Origin of the sequence: Streptomyces sp. NBC_00247 (assembly GCF_036188265.1) — a bacterium.
GTDB lineage: Bacteria > Actinomycetota > Actinomycetes > Streptomycetales > Streptomycetaceae > Streptomyces.
The window spans coordinates 1690073-1703165 of record NZ_CP108093.1; the positions used below are offsets into that span (position 1 = coordinate 1690073).

Annotated in this window: 13 protein-coding genes; 5 read left to right on the top strand and 8 right to left on the bottom strand. The window is 71.3% G+C overall.

Annotation, left to right across the window (positions count from 1 at the left end):
• Nucleotides 1-44: 44 nt before the first annotated feature.
• The gene (locus OHT52_RS06780; protein ID WP_328719223.1) at nucleotides 45-818 is read left to right on the top strand and encodes a hypothetical protein; all 774 of its coding nucleotides are present in this window, start codon (nucleotides 45-47) and stop codon (nucleotides 816-818) included.
• A gap of 39 nt (nucleotides 819-857) precedes the next feature.
• Here OHT52_RS06780 and cimA read toward each other — a convergent pair whose 3' ends face one another.
• Nucleotides 858-2465: a citramalate synthase gene (gene cimA, locus OHT52_RS06785; RefSeq protein ID WP_328719224.1), complete on the bottom strand. Its 1608-nt coding sequence runs from the start codon at nucleotides 2463-2465 to the stop codon at nucleotides 858-860.
• Between the two features lie 276 nt (nucleotides 2466-2741).
• Complete coding sequence (locus OHT52_RS06790) at nucleotides 2742-4079, bottom strand: MFS transporter (RefSeq protein WP_328719225.1); 1338 nt, start codon at nucleotides 4077-4079, stop codon at nucleotides 2742-2744.
• 281 nt (nucleotides 4080-4360) lie between these two features.
• Between OHT52_RS06790 and OHT52_RS06795 the strand changes: the two genes are divergently transcribed.
• Entirely contained in the window at nucleotides 4361-4900 is a 540-nt protein-coding gene (locus OHT52_RS06795) for an NUDIX hydrolase (protein WP_328719226.1), read from the top strand.
• Between the two features lie 76 nt (nucleotides 4901-4976).
• Here the strand turns inward: OHT52_RS06795 and OHT52_RS06800 are convergent, their stop codons facing one another.
• The gene (locus OHT52_RS06800) at nucleotides 4977-5174 is read right to left on the bottom strand and encodes a CsbD family protein (protein WP_328719227.1); all 198 of its coding nucleotides are present in this window, start codon (nucleotides 5172-5174) and stop codon (nucleotides 4977-4979) included.
• Between the two features lie 158 nt (nucleotides 5175-5332).
• Here OHT52_RS06800 and OHT52_RS06805 point away from each other — a divergent pair, with 158 nt between their 5' ends.
• Nucleotides 5333-5983 (top strand): HAD family hydrolase, encoded by a 651-nt coding sequence (locus tag OHT52_RS06805; protein WP_328719228.1) that lies wholly within the window; start codon nucleotides 5333-5335, stop codon nucleotides 5981-5983.
• Nucleotides 5984-6092: 109 nt separating this feature from the next.
• On the opposite strand, the gene OHT52_RS06810 is transcribed toward OHT52_RS06805, so the two are convergent.
• Nucleotides 6093-7031 carry a phosphotriesterase family protein gene (locus OHT52_RS06810; RefSeq protein ID WP_328719229.1) on the bottom strand — a complete coding sequence of 313 codons (939 nt, stop codon included), beginning with the start codon at nucleotides 7029-7031 and terminating at the stop codon, nucleotides 6093-6095.
• Nucleotides 7032-7063: 32 nt separating this feature from the next.
• Nucleotides 7064-7522 (bottom strand): carboxymuconolactone decarboxylase family protein, encoded by a 459-nt coding sequence (locus tag OHT52_RS06815; RefSeq protein ID WP_328719230.1) that lies wholly within the window; start codon nucleotides 7520-7522, stop codon nucleotides 7064-7066.
• A gap of 81 nt (nucleotides 7523-7603) precedes the next feature.
• On the opposite strand from OHT52_RS06815, the gene OHT52_RS06820 reads away from it, so the two are divergent.
• Nucleotides 7604-8161 carry a CGNR zinc finger domain-containing protein gene (locus tag OHT52_RS06820; RefSeq protein WP_328719231.1) on the top strand — a complete coding sequence of 186 codons (558 nt, stop codon included), beginning with the start codon at nucleotides 7604-7606 and terminating at the stop codon, nucleotides 8159-8161.
• A 130-nt stretch (nucleotides 8162-8291) separates the two neighbouring features.
• Here OHT52_RS06820 and OHT52_RS06825 read toward each other — a convergent pair whose 3' ends face one another.
• Nucleotides 8292-9383, bottom strand: a complete 1092-nt coding sequence (locus OHT52_RS06825) for a branched-chain amino acid aminotransferase (protein ID WP_328719232.1) — start codon at nucleotides 9381-9383, stop codon at nucleotides 8292-8294.
• Nucleotides 9384-9633: 250 nt separating this feature from the next.
• Nucleotides 9634-10674 (bottom strand): 3-isopropylmalate dehydrogenase, encoded by a 1041-nt coding sequence (locus tag OHT52_RS06830; RefSeq protein ID WP_328719233.1) that lies wholly within the window; start codon nucleotides 10672-10674, stop codon nucleotides 9634-9636.
• Nucleotides 10675-10803: 129 nt separating this feature from the next.
• Between OHT52_RS06830 and OHT52_RS06835 the strand changes: the two genes are divergently transcribed.
• Nucleotides 10804-12393: a purple acid phosphatase family protein gene (locus tag OHT52_RS06835; protein WP_328719234.1), complete on the top strand. Its 1590-nt coding sequence runs from the start codon at nucleotides 10804-10806 to the stop codon at nucleotides 12391-12393.
• Nucleotides 12394-12475: 82 nt separating this feature from the next.
• On the opposite strand, the gene OHT52_RS06840 is transcribed toward OHT52_RS06835, so the two are convergent.
• Nucleotides 12476-12607 (bottom strand): hypothetical protein, encoded by a 132-nt coding sequence (locus tag OHT52_RS06840; RefSeq protein WP_328719235.1) that lies wholly within the window; start codon nucleotides 12605-12607, stop codon nucleotides 12476-12478.
• Nucleotides 12608-13093: the final 486 nt, after the last annotated feature.

A 13093-nucleotide genomic window follows, 5' to 3' on the forward strand; every position in this document is an offset into this window, starting at 1 on the left:
TTCCTGTCTCTGACTGAAGGATGCTCAGGAGGAGGGGGTACGTCATGACAACGACGCGGGCGAGGGCTCACAGCACGAACGGACAGCCGCACCAGAAGGATGCCGACCGGCGGTCCACGGGGCGGACGCGGCTCGCGGGCGTGCTGATGATCCTGCTGTCCCTGATGTCGGCGGCGGGCTGTTACGTGGTGTTCTCCTGGTGGCTGCCCTCCGACGGCGAGCGCCTCCAGGACTACCGCGCGGCCGAGTCCTGCTCCTCCCGCACGGTGCGGCAGGGGCCGGCGGACTGTCTGAGTGCCTTGCGCCTCACCGTGGAGAAGACGGAGAGGAAGAACGGGGGGAAGAGCTGGTACTACGAGGCGACCCTGACGGATGAGGACGGCTGGCGGGGAAGAGTGCGGGCCGGCGGCAAGGAGGGGCCGCTCCTGAGGGAGCTCGCACCCGGCGACCAGGTCACGGCCACCGTATGGCGGGGCGACATCGTGGTGGTCAGCAAGGACGGCGAACGGCAGAACACCCCGGACGCGCCCCGTGACGAGCTTCAGATGAACACCGCCGTCGGCGTGTTCGCCGCGCTCCTCGCGGCCCAGGCCTTCGTGTTCGGGGCAGTGCGTCTCGTCCGGCCCCGCGCCTACCGGTCCTACCTGTGGTACCCGGACGGCAATACGCTGCTCACCATCAACTTCGGGATCTGCTTCGCGGTGGGTCTGCTCGCCATGTGGATCGGCACCCCGACGTGGACGGTGCCCGCCGTCGCCGTACCCCTGGGAGCGACCGCGGCTGGGGTGACGCGGTACCGCGCGCGGCAGGGGCGGTGAGTGTGCCGCCGGACGTCCGGCGGCACACTCCGCACGCCCTTACTCCGTGGGCTCGACCCCGGCCCGCAGCAGGCCGAAGGTGTACGCGTCCTCCAGCGCCTGCCAGGACGCGGCGATGACGTTCTCCGCGACCCCGACGGTCGACCACTCGCCGGCTCCGTCGCCGGTGGTGATCAGTACCCGGGTGGTGGACTCGGTGCCGGTACGCCCCTCCAGGATGCGGACCTTGTAGTCGACCAGCTCCATCTTGGCGAGCTGCGGGTAGATCCGCTCCAGGGCCACCCGGAGCGCCCGGTCCAGGGCGTTGACGGGTCCGTTGCCCTCGGCGGTGGCGACGATCCGCTCACCCTTGGCCCAGAGCTTCACGGTCGCCTCGTTGGCGTGCACCCCGTCCGGGCGGTCCTCGACGATCGCCCGCCACGACTCGGTACGGAAGTAGCGGGGCGGGGTGCCCGCGACCTCGCCGCGGAGCAGCAGTTCGAAGGAGGCGTCGGCCGCCTCGTAGGTGTAGCCGCGGAGTTCGCGTTCCTTGACCCGCTCGACGACCCGGCCGACCAGCTCGCGGTCGCCGCCGAGGTCGATGCCGAGCTCCTTGCCCTTCAGCTCGATGGAGGCGCGCCCCGCCATGTCGGAGACGAGCATCCGCATGCTGTTGCCGACGAGCGCGGGGTCGATGTGCTGGTAGAGGTCGGGGTCGACCTTGATCGCGGAGGCGTGCAGCCCGGCCTTGTGGGCGAAGGCCGAGACCCCGACGTACGGCTGGTGCGTGGAGGGGGTCAGGTTGACGACCTCGGCGATGGCGTGGGAGATGCGGGTCATCTCCCCGAGGGCGCCCTCGGGGAGCACCGTCTTGCCGTACTTCAGTTCCAGGGCGGCGACGACCGGGAAGAGGTTGGCGTTGCCGACGCGTTCGCCGTAGCCGTTGGCGGTGCACTGGACGTGGGTGGCACCCGCGTCGACGGCCGCGAGGGTGTTGGCGACGGCGCAGCCGGTGTCGTCCTGGGCGTGGATGCCGAGCCGGGCGCCGGTGTCGGCGAGGACGGTGGAGACGACGGCCTGAACCTGGGCGGGGAGCATCCCGCCGTTGGTGTCGCAGAGGATGACGACATCGGCGCCGGCCTCGGCGGCGGCGCGGACCACGGACTTCGCGTACTCGGGGTTGGCGCGGTAGCCGTCGAAGAAGTGCTCGCAGTCGACGAAGACCCGGCGGCCCTGTGCGCGCAGGTGGGAGACGGTGTCGCGGACCATCTCCAGGTTCTCGTCCAGGGTGGTGCGCAGGGCGAGTTCGACGTGGCGGTCGTGGGACTTGGCGACCAGGGTGATCACCGGGGCGCCGGAGTCGAGCAGCGCCTTGACCTGCGGGTCCTCGGCGGCCTTGCCGCCGGCCCTGCGGGTCGCGCCGAACGCCACGAGCTGGGCGTTGGCGAAGGTGATCTCCTGCTGGGCGCGGGCGAAGAACTCGGTGTCCCGGGGGTTGGCGCCGGGCCAGCCGCCCTCGATGAATCCGACGCCGAAGTCGTCCAGGTGCCGGGCGATGGTCAGCTTGTCGGCGACCGTCAGGTTGATGCCTTCACGCTGTGCACCGTCGCGCAGGGTGGTGTCGAAGACATGGAAACTGTCGTCGGTGGCGGTGGCCTTGTTGGTCATGCTGATGCGACTCCTGTCGGATGAGTGGATCCGGACGATCGGGCTCCACTTGCCCCCATCATCCCGCGCACGCCGCCCCGGCCTGGGTGGGGGCCGGAAAACGAAAAAACCCCTCGCGGGTGCGAGAGGTCTGCGCGCGGGTCTGGGGCACGATGAGCGTGCCGTACGTGGTGGTACGGGACGTCACTGCGGACCGGCGCGCCTGCTGCCAATAATCGTGGACAACGAGGACACGGGAGCATTTTGGCACAGCACCGCCCCCGTGACGGGCCCGTCTCAGAATGCGGTCGTGACACTCGTCCCGTCCGAGGGCCGCCCGGCACCGGGTGCGGCCGGCGCCTCCGTGCCGACCCGGTGCAGGTCGAGTTCGCGCGTCTCGCGCATGGCGAGGTAGACGACGAGCGAGACGGCGGCGCAGCCGGCCACGTACCAGAAGTACCCGGACTCGGCGCCCGCGTTCTTGAACCAGAGCGCGATGTACTCGGCCGTCCCGCCGAAGAGCGCGTTGGCGACGGCGTACGGGAGGGCCACTCCGAGCGCGCGGATGCCGGTCGGGAAGAGCTCGGCCTTCACGCAGGCGTTGATGGAGGTGTAGCCGGTGACCACGACGAGGGCCAGCAGCGAGAGGCCGAGGGCGGGCCAGAAGGTACCTGCGTGGCGGAGCATCGTCATGACCGGCACCGTCAGGAGGGTCGAGCCGACGGCGAACCCGATGAGCAGCGGGCGCCGCCCGATCCGGTCGGAGAGCAGTCCGGCGAGCGGCTGGAGGCACATGAAGACGAAGAGCGCGCAGAAGCTGACGAGGGTGGCGGTGGACTTCTCCATCCCGGCGCTCTTGGAGAGGAACTTCGTCAGGTACGTCGTGTACGTGTAGTACGCGACGGTCCCGCCCATGGTCAGCGCGACGACGAGGAACGCCTCGCGCCGGTGGGCCCACAGGGCCTTGAGCGTGCCCCGGTCGGCGTCCTCGGCGGCGCCGGACTCCGCGTAGACCTCGGTCTCCAGCATGGTGCGCCGCAGATAGAAGACGACGGCCGCGCCGAGCGCGCCGACCACGAACGGCACCCGCCAGCCCCAGCTGTGCAGGGCGTCCTCGGACAGGGTGTGCTGGAGGAGGATGAGGAGCCCGAGCCCGATCAGCTGACCGGCGGTCATCGACACGTACTGGAAGCTGGAGGCGAACCCGCGCCGGTCGGGGCGCGAGGCCTCGGTGAGGTACGTGGCGCTGGCCGCGTACTCACCGCCCACCGACAGGCCCTGGAGCAGCCGGGCCACCATGAGCACGGCCACCCCGCCGTACCCGGCGACCGCGTAGGTCGGGGCGACGGCGATGAGGATCGCGGAGGCCGACATCAGCGAGACGGTGAGGGTCAGCGCGGCCTTGCGGCCCCGGCGGTCACCGATCCTCCCGAGGAGCCAGCCGCCGACGGGGCGCATGAAGAACCCCACGGCGAAGATGCCCATGGTGTTCATGAGGTTCGCGGTCCCGTTGCCCTCGGGGAAGAAGGCGTCCGCGAAGTAGACCGCGAAGGTCGCGTACACGAACCAGTCGAACCACTCGACCATGTTCCCGGCCGAACCGACCCAGATCCTCTTCCACTGCTCACGTCCCATGGTCGGTCACCGTGCCGTACGGCGGGGAGCGCGGACAAGGGAGCGGAGGGGAACGATCCGGTTTACTTGCGTGCGTTGCGTACACCGAAAGAGGGACGGTTCGCGGCCAACAGCGGCGAGTGGATGGCGAGTTGGCTCCCCGCTGCGGTTCCGCCCCTTCGGTGAGGGGTAGTACGACGCGTGCGCGGGCAGAGCGGAAGGCCCACGGACCGCACCCCGTACGCCCGTCCCCCGGTCCGCACCGGCCCACGGCACGGCCCGAACCCACCAGGACCAGCCCCATGACCACCCTCCCGCCCGCGACCACCACTGATCCCGCCCCGGCCATCACCGTCCGGGTCTGCGCCGCGCTCGTCGAAGGCGGGGAGATCTGCCTCATCCGCCGCTCCCGCCCCGGCGGGACACAGCACTCCCTGCCCGGCGGGCTCCTCGAACCGGACGAGGAGGTACCGGAGGCGCTCGCCCGCGAGCTCCGGGAGGAGCTCACCCTCGACGTCGGCGCATTGCCCGACCCGCCCCGGCTGCTCTGGGCACAGGACCAGCTCACCACGCGCCCCGGCCGCCCCGGCACCTTCCGCCGCCTCCACCTGATCCACGTGCTGGCTCTTCCGCGCCACCTCCGGGACACCCTGCCGGAGACCGAGCAGGACGCCGAATACCCCACCCGGGTGGTGTGGGTCCCCCTGGCGGAGGCGGCGGACCTCCACCTCTACCCCGCCGTGGCCGACGTGCTCGGCCACCTGCTCCCGGCCTACGGCCCGCCCGGCCCCGGACCCGTACTGCTTCCGCCGATCACCGACCGGACGTACCGCTGGCGCTGACACGGCGCGGCACGCCGTGAAAGCCGACGCGCCCCCGCCCAGGGAAGGGCGGGGGCGCGAAGAGTGAGTACCGGACTCACTCGTCGTCGGTGATCAGCGGGTCCTTGGGGCCGGTCTTGTCGCGCAGGTTCCTGCGCGCGTCGCCCACGGCGTCCTTCGCGGCACCCTTGGCCTGGTCGGCCTTGCCTTCGGCGACCTTGCCGCGGTTGCCGGTCATCTTGCCCATGGCTTCCTTGGCCTTGCCCTTGACCTTGTCCTTGCTTCCCTCAGTCACGGGGCCTCCTCGGACGGACGAACCTTGCACTGCCAACGTAGGCCACCCCGGCAGTGCCTGCAGGACGGCGCCTGCCCGGCGAGGCCCGGACGAAACGGGCGGCGGAGGAAGCCGCCGGGGCCGGACTCCCCGCTCCGCCGCGCAGTAGGGTCGGCCCGGTGATCGAGACCATCGTCTTCGACGTCGGCGAGACGCTGACCAACGACAACCGGTACTGGGGCTCCTGGGCGGACTGGCTGGACGTCCCCCGGCACACGATGAGCGCCCTGGTGGGGGCGGTGGTGACCCAGGGCCGCGACAACTCCGACGCGCTGCGCCTCGTCCGCCCCGGCATCGACGTCGAGGCCGAGTGGCGGGCCCGCGAGGCGGCGGGCCGGGGCGAGTACCTGGACGAGTCGGACCTCTATCCGGACGTGCGGCTGACCCTGGGCCGGCTCCGCGCGCTCGGCGTCCGCGTGATCGTCGCGGGGAACCAGACGGCCCGCGCCGGAGAGCTGCTGCGCGCGCTGGAGCTGCCCGCCGATCTCGTCGTGATGTCCGAGGAGTGGGGCGCCGCCAAGCCGGACCCCGCCTTCTTCGCCCGCGTCCTCGGCGTCTCCAACACCCGCTCCGAGCACACCCTGTACGTCGGCGACCACCCGGTCAACGACGTGTTCCCCGCCCACGCGGCGGGCCTGCGCACCGCGCACCTGCGGCGCGGACCGTGGGGCCACTGGTGGGCCGACGACCCGGCCGTCCGCGCCACGGCGGACTGGTCGGTCGACTCGCTCGCCGAGGTGGCGGAGCTGGTGCGGGGGGAGCGGGAGTAGAAGCGGGGCGTCCGGGGCGCCCGACGTACCGGGCGACCGGGGAGTCGGGCCGGGCGGTACGCACGCCATCGATACCGGCAGCGGTTTCCGCAGGGCCCAGATACGCGGATCAGCCGGGCTCCGCGGACGTGGGGGGCATCCCCGGCGATGGTCGTGCGGGGCCCGGCCAGTGTGCCGCGAAGGCGTGGGCGGGGTTCTCGACGAAGATCGCACGGGCCACGTCCCTGCCGATTTCCTGGGCGATGCGGGGAGCGACTCCTTCCAGGAGGTGACGCGTTCCTGGCCCGTCCGCCGACGAGCGGGCCGACGCCACCACGGTGTCGCCGCCGATCAGCACGCGGTCGGCATGCCCGGCGTCGGCGAGTGCCGCCACGCACTCCACCAGTCGGTGGTCACCGGCGTGATGGGCCCGGGAAGGCCCGTCGAACGCCAGGTACGCCCCGGCTTCCGCGACGCGCAGGTGGACAGCGGGATCGGGGTAACGGAGAAGGTGGCCCAGGATCACCCGGTGGGCCGGTACACCGTGGTCCGCACAGAGGAGTTGGAGGGTTTCCAGGGCCGCGGTGCCGCCCTCCAGGTGGACGCCGATCGGTGCGCCGGTGGCGTGATGGGCTGTCGCCGCTGCGGCCATCGTCCGGCGAGCGTGCTCGTCCAGTCGGTGGAAGGCACCGGCGACTTTGATCAGGCCCGCTCTCACCGGGCTCCGGGTGAGTTCCCGGACGAAGAGTTCCGCCAACTCGTCGACACCGTGCGCGAACCGGACGCCTTCGTAGTGTTTCGCCTGATGCAGGCCGGTCGCCGCGATCAGGTGGACGCCACTGTCGCGGGAGAGCGCGGGAAGGGCGGACAGCCGCCGTCCCATACCCCAGGGCGTCCACTGCACCATGGCCCGCCCCCCGGCCTGTGCGAAGGAGTCCAGTTCCGACCGTGCCGCCGCGGTGTCGTCGAGCTCCTCGCCGGGAAGGCGCGGGCTTCGCAGGAACAAGTGGTCGTGGGCGTCGCAGACGCCCAGGTCACCGGGGTCGATGTCGCCGAGTACGGTCCTCACCGTCCGTCCCGCCACGGGGTGCGTCACCTCACTCACCGGAGGTCACTCCGATCCGCTTCGCTCGGGGCCGCGGTGTCCTCCAGCGCCGCGGCGGCGACCCGCAGGCCGGCCAGCGCCTTGGGAACGCCGACGTAGGGCGCCAGGTGGACGAAGACCTCGACCACCTCCTCGGGTGCCAGACCCACCCGCAGCGAGGTGACGACCTGCCCGGCCAGCTGCGGATCGACGCCGCCGAGCGCCGTGAGCGCCCCCAGGTTCACCAACTGGCGCTCGCGCGGCGAGAGTCCGGTGCGCTGATAGGTGCCGCCGAAGAGGGTGGTGATCAGCCAGTCGGGAAAGCCCGGAGCCACATCCTCCAGCCAAGGGAAGAGCGCCTGGGTCGCGGGGTCCTGGAGGGTGTCGAGCGTCCGATGGCCCGCCTCCCGGTCGAGAACGGCAGGGGTCAGCCGCTCGGAGAGAGGCACGGGGTCGACAGGTCCGGAATCGGCCATGGTCGGCCTCCTCATCAGTGCGTAACGGTCAAGGCGTTACGACGTTAACAGACGTAACGGTTGAGGCGTTACACTCGGCGCATGGCCACCGACGACCCGCACAGCTTCCGCTTCGACTGTGGCGCCACCTGGCTCAACCTGCTCGCCACACGGGGCCGCGCCTTCAGCAGCCACCCGGTCGAACGCCTCGGCTCGGCGGATCTGCTGGCGGAATGGCTGAGGATGAGCGAGCTGGCGCCGCACCGCAGGCCCACGCACGCCGACCTGGAACACACACGGCGGTTGCGTGAGTGCTTGCGCGCCCTGGCCCTTGCCACCACCCAGGGCCGCACCCCTCCGGAAGAAGCAGTCACCGGGTTGAGCGACTTCGTCGTGGCCGACGACCCGGTGGAACTCACCGGCGGCGACCGCCTGCGCCGCAGCTCGCCGGCCACCGCCGGCGAAGCTCTCGTCCGCATCGCGCGGCAGGCCGCGGACCACCTGACCGGCGCGGACCGGACCGGGCTCAAGGTGTGTCCCGAGGACGACTGCCGGGGCGTTTTCACCGATCCCGCCGGCCGCCGCCGGTGGTGCCCCTCCCCGGCGTGCGCCAGCCGCGGACGGGTCCGCGCGCACCGCGCCCGGCGGGCGGCGCCCTGAGCTCAGGGCGCGAAACCCTCCTGACGGTTTGTCCCTTGGGCCGTCACCGCGCGTGAAGCACGAAGGCCGCGCCCCGGCTGACCCGGGCGCGGCCTTCGTACGTACTGCGTGTGCGGCGGAGCAGGGGGCGTCAGTCGCCCAGCGGGTGCATCCAGCCGTGGGTGTCCTCGGCGATGCCGCGCTGGATGTCCAGCAGGCGGTCGCGGAGCTTCATGGTGGTCTCGCCGGGGGTGCCGTCGCCCTGGGTCCACTCGCCGCCGGCCGACTTCACGGTGCCGACGGGGGTGATCACGGCGGCGGTGCCGCAGGCGAAGACCTCCTTGAGGGTGCCGTTCGCGCTGTCCTCGCGCCACTGGTCGATGGAGACCCGGCCCTCCTCGGAGGTGTAGCCGAGGTCGCGGGCGACGGTGAGGAGGGAGTCACGGGTGACACCGGCGAGCAGGGAGCCGGTGAGAGCGGGGGTGACGATGTGGTTGTCGTACACGAAGTAGAGGTTCATCCCGCCGAGCTCCTCGACCCACTTGTGCTCCACGGCGTCGAGGTAGGCGACCTGGTCGCAGCCCTTCGCGGTGGCCTCGGCCTGGGCGAGCAGGGACGCGGCGTAGTTGCCGCCGGTCTTGGCGTCGCCCATGCCGCCCGGGACGGCGCGGACCCGGTCCTCGGAGAGCCAGATGGAGACCGGCTTCACACCGCCGGCGAAGTAGGCGCCGGCCGGGGAGCCGATGACGAGGAAGAGGTACTCGTTGGCGGGCTTCACACCGAGGCCGACCTCGGTGGCGATCATGAACGGGCGCAGGTAGAAGGACTCCTCACCGCCGTGCGCCGGGACCCACGCCTTGTCCTGCTGGACCAGCGCGTCACAGGCCCCGATGAAGGTCTCCACCGGCAGCTCCGGCATGCCCAGTCGGTGCGCGGAGCGCTGGAAGCGCTGGGCGTTGGCCTCGGGGCGGAAGGTGGCGACGGTGCCGTCGGGCTGCCGGTACGCCTTCAGCCCTTCGAAGATCTCCTGCGCGTAGTGCAGGACCATCGTCGCCGGGTCGAGGGAGAGCGGGGCGTACGGGACGAGCTGGGCGTCGTGCCAGCCGCGGCCCTCCGTCCACCGGATGGTGACCATGTGGTCCGAGAAGTGGCGGCCGAATCCGGGGGCGGAGAGGATCGCCTCGCGCTCCGCGTCGGACAGCGGGGACGAGGTGGGCTTGAGCTCGATCGTGGGCGTCGTCATGTGCGTGTCCTTCACCGTATCTGTGTGTGAGGGACCGTGCTCCCGCCCGCTCCCGCCCGCAGGTGCGAACAAGTGCGAGGACGTCCGAGCAGTGCCACGAGCCGCGGCCCCACGTTCGATTATCACGCGTGAGGGGCCGGGCACGAAACGCGGCGGGAGTGCGGTCCCGGGTCGATGGTGGCCCCGGGGCCGCACGTGCGAAACCGCCGGGTGCCTTCGCGACCCGGCGGCTTCGTGGAGAGTCGTCGGGTCAGCCCGCTACGCGTACCGCGAGCGCGTCGCCGATCTCGTCGGTGGTGCGGGTGGCCCCGTCGCGCTCCGCGAGGTCGGCGGAGACGGCTGCCTCGATGCGCGCGGCCTCGGTGTCGTAGCCGAGGTGGCGCAGCAGGAGGGCGACGGAGAGGATCGTGGCCGTGGGGTCGGCCTTGCCCTGGCCGGCGATGTCGGGGGCCGAGCCGTGGACCGGCTCGAACATCGACGGGAAGGCGCCGGTCGGGTTGATGTTGCCGGAGGCGGCCAGGCCGATACCGCCGGTGACGGCGGCGGCGAGGTCGGTGAGGATGTCGCCGAAGAGGTTGTCGGTGACGATGACGTCGAAGCGCTCCGGCTGCGTGACGAAGAAGATCGTCGCGGCGTCGACGTGCAGGTAGTCGGTGGTGACCTGGGGGTATTCGGCCGCGACCTTGTCGAAGGTGTTCTTCCACAGGTGCCCGGCGAAGACGAGGACGTTGTTCTTGTGGACCAGCGTCAGCTTCTTGCGCGGGCGGGCGGCGGCACGGTCGAAGGCGTCGCGGACCACGCGCTCGACACCGTATGCGGTGTTGACGCTGACCTCGGTGGCGACCTCGGCGGGCGTACCGGTGCGCAGCGAACCGCCGTTGCCGGTGTACGGGCCTTCGGTGCCCTCGCGCACGACGACGAAGTCGATGTCGGGGCGTCCGGCCAGCGGGGTCGCGGTGTTCGGGAAGAGCTTCGACGGCCGCAGGTTGATGAAGTGGTCGAAGGCGAAGCGCAGCTTCAGCAGGAGCCCGCGCTCCAGCACGCCGGACGGGACCGAGGGGTCGCCGATCGCGCCGAGCAGGATGGCGCCGTGGCCCTTGAGGGATTCGAGCTCCGCGTCCGGGAGGGTTTCACCGGTACGGTGCCAGCGCTGGGCGCCAAGGTCGTACTCCTTGGTCTCCAGCTTCACGTCCTGCGGGAGGACGGCGTTGAGGACCTTGAGGCCCTGGGCAACGACTTCCTGGCCGATTCCGTCACCGGGGATCACTGCGAGATTGATGCTGCGAGACATGACGGCACCTTAGCCGTGCGTCCCACCCCATGACACCAGCCGTCCACTATACGGACACATGGTGAGCTGTACGCGTGCCGTTCACCTCACGGACGGGATCGGGTCACTCGACAAGTAGATGTTCTGGCCATGGACATCCCCCGCTTCGGAATCCCCGAGAAGCTCGCCGCCCGCATGAGCATGGCGGAGCAGCACGAGTACCTCCGCACCAGACTGACGCGCCGCGGCGTGCTGCGCACGAGCGTGGCGACCGCCGCCGTCGCCGGCGCGGGTCTGGGCACCGGCCTCCTCACGGCCTCGCCCGCCGCCGCCGACTCCGCCAAGAACTCCCCGACGGTGCTCACCTCGCGCTCCACCACGCAGGTGGACGGCTCGCTGGTGGCCCCGTTCGGCCGGCACCTCGCGTACGGCGCCGACCCGAAGACGCAGATGAGCGTCTCGTGGCAGGTCCCGTTCGCCGTGAAGCGCCCGTACATCCGCATCGGCCTCAAGCCGTGGTCGCTGAGCCGCCGCATCGACGCCGAGGTGCGCCACCTCACCACGCCGACGCTGAACAACGGCGCGATCGCCGCCGCCGAGCAGTTCTACGTGCACGCGAGCCTGGAGCGCCTGCAGCCCGGCACGACGTACTACTACGGCGTCGGCCACGACGGCTTCGACCCGGCGGACACCCGCAACCTGGGCTCGCTCGGTACGTTCACCACCGCGCCCTCGCGCGCCGAGAACTTCACGTTCACGGCCTTCGGCGACCAGGGCGTCAGCTACCACGCCCTCGGCAACGACCAGCTGCTGCTCGGCCAGAACCCGGCCTTCCACCTGCACGCCGGCGACATCTGCTACGCCGACCCGTCCGGCCAGGGCCAGGAGACCGACGTCTACGACGCGCGCACCTGGGACCAGTTCCTGGCCCAGACGGAGACCGTCGCGAAGACGGTCCCCTGGATGGTGACGACCGGCAACCACGACATGGAGGCGTGGTACTCCCCCGACGGCTACGGCGGCCAGAACGCCCGCTGGACGCTGCCGGACAACGGCCCCGACCCGGTGGGCCTGCCGGGCGTGTACTCGTTCGTCCACGGCAACGTGGCGGTCGTCGCGCTGGACGCCAACGACGTCTCGAACGAGATCCCGGCGAACCTCGGCATCAGCGGCGGCAAGCAGACGAAGTGGCTGGACCGCCGCCTCGGCGAGCTCCGCGCCCGCAAGGACGTCGACTTCGTCGTGGTCTTCTTCCACCACTGCGCCTTCTCGACCACCAACGCGCACGCCTCCGAGGGCGGGGTGCGCGAGGCGTGGGTGCCGCTGTTCGAGAAGCACCAGGTGGACCTGGTCATCAACGGCCACAACCACGTGTACGAGCGCACGGACGCGATTCTGAAGAACGTGGTCTCCCGCAAGGTGCCGATCGGCGAGCGCACGGACCCGACCCGCGACGGCATCGTGTACGTCACGGCCGGCGGCGCGGGCAAGTCGCTCTACGACTTCCCGGCCCCCGACACGTACGAGGGCCACGTCCACGACCAGGAGAGCGTGGACACGTACTACGTGGCCAAGGGCGGCGTGCACGCGACGGAGACCGTCGAGTGGTCCCGTGTGCGGTACACCGGCTACTCGTTCCTCGCGGTCGAGGTCACGGTGGGGCAGCACCCGAAGATGAAGGTCACCGCGCTCGCCGAGTCGGGCGCGCGCATCGACCACTTCGAGGTCAGCCGCGGCTGATCCGGCACGGTCACCGGGTCCGGGGGCTCCCGTCCGTCCGTCCCTCGGGGCGGCGGAGGGGAGCCTTCGGGCCTGTCGGGACTCAGTGGCCGGTGGCCCCGCCGTTGTCGCGGCGGTCCAGGGCGCGCTGGAGGGCCGCGGCGGCGTTGTCGCGCTCGGCTTCGGTGGGGCGGGGGGTGTGACGGACGCGGCGGCGGACGGTGGTCTCTGCCATGGGGGAACGCCTCCTGAGAATCACGGATGTCACGGGTATCGGTGTGTCACGGGTATCGGGGGCACGACGGGCCGCCGCGGGGAACGCGTGGGCCGGGGCCGGACCCGGTCGCGCTGCGGACGGCGGGTGACGCACTGCCGCCGGCCGTGCGGGACCAGGTACACAAGGGTGGGAAGCGCCGGAAGGTGCGGGAGCGGACGCCGCAGGGGTGGCCTGCATGGGGCGTACCCGCTCACCACCAGTCGCTGGTAGAAGCGAATCGTTCGGCTCCTACAAAACTAGGACACCCGGGGCGCCCTGTCTCCACAATTACTCGGACTTCCTACTATCTGAGACGACCCGGTCCACGCCCGCACCCGCAATCCACCCGCGCGCACCCGGCCCACGCGGGATCGTGCCTGCTCAGAGGCGCCGGGACAGCCGATCGGGCAGCCGGGCCGGAGAGGCGACCGCCACCCCGGCCGGGTGCTTCTTCGCGGGACATGT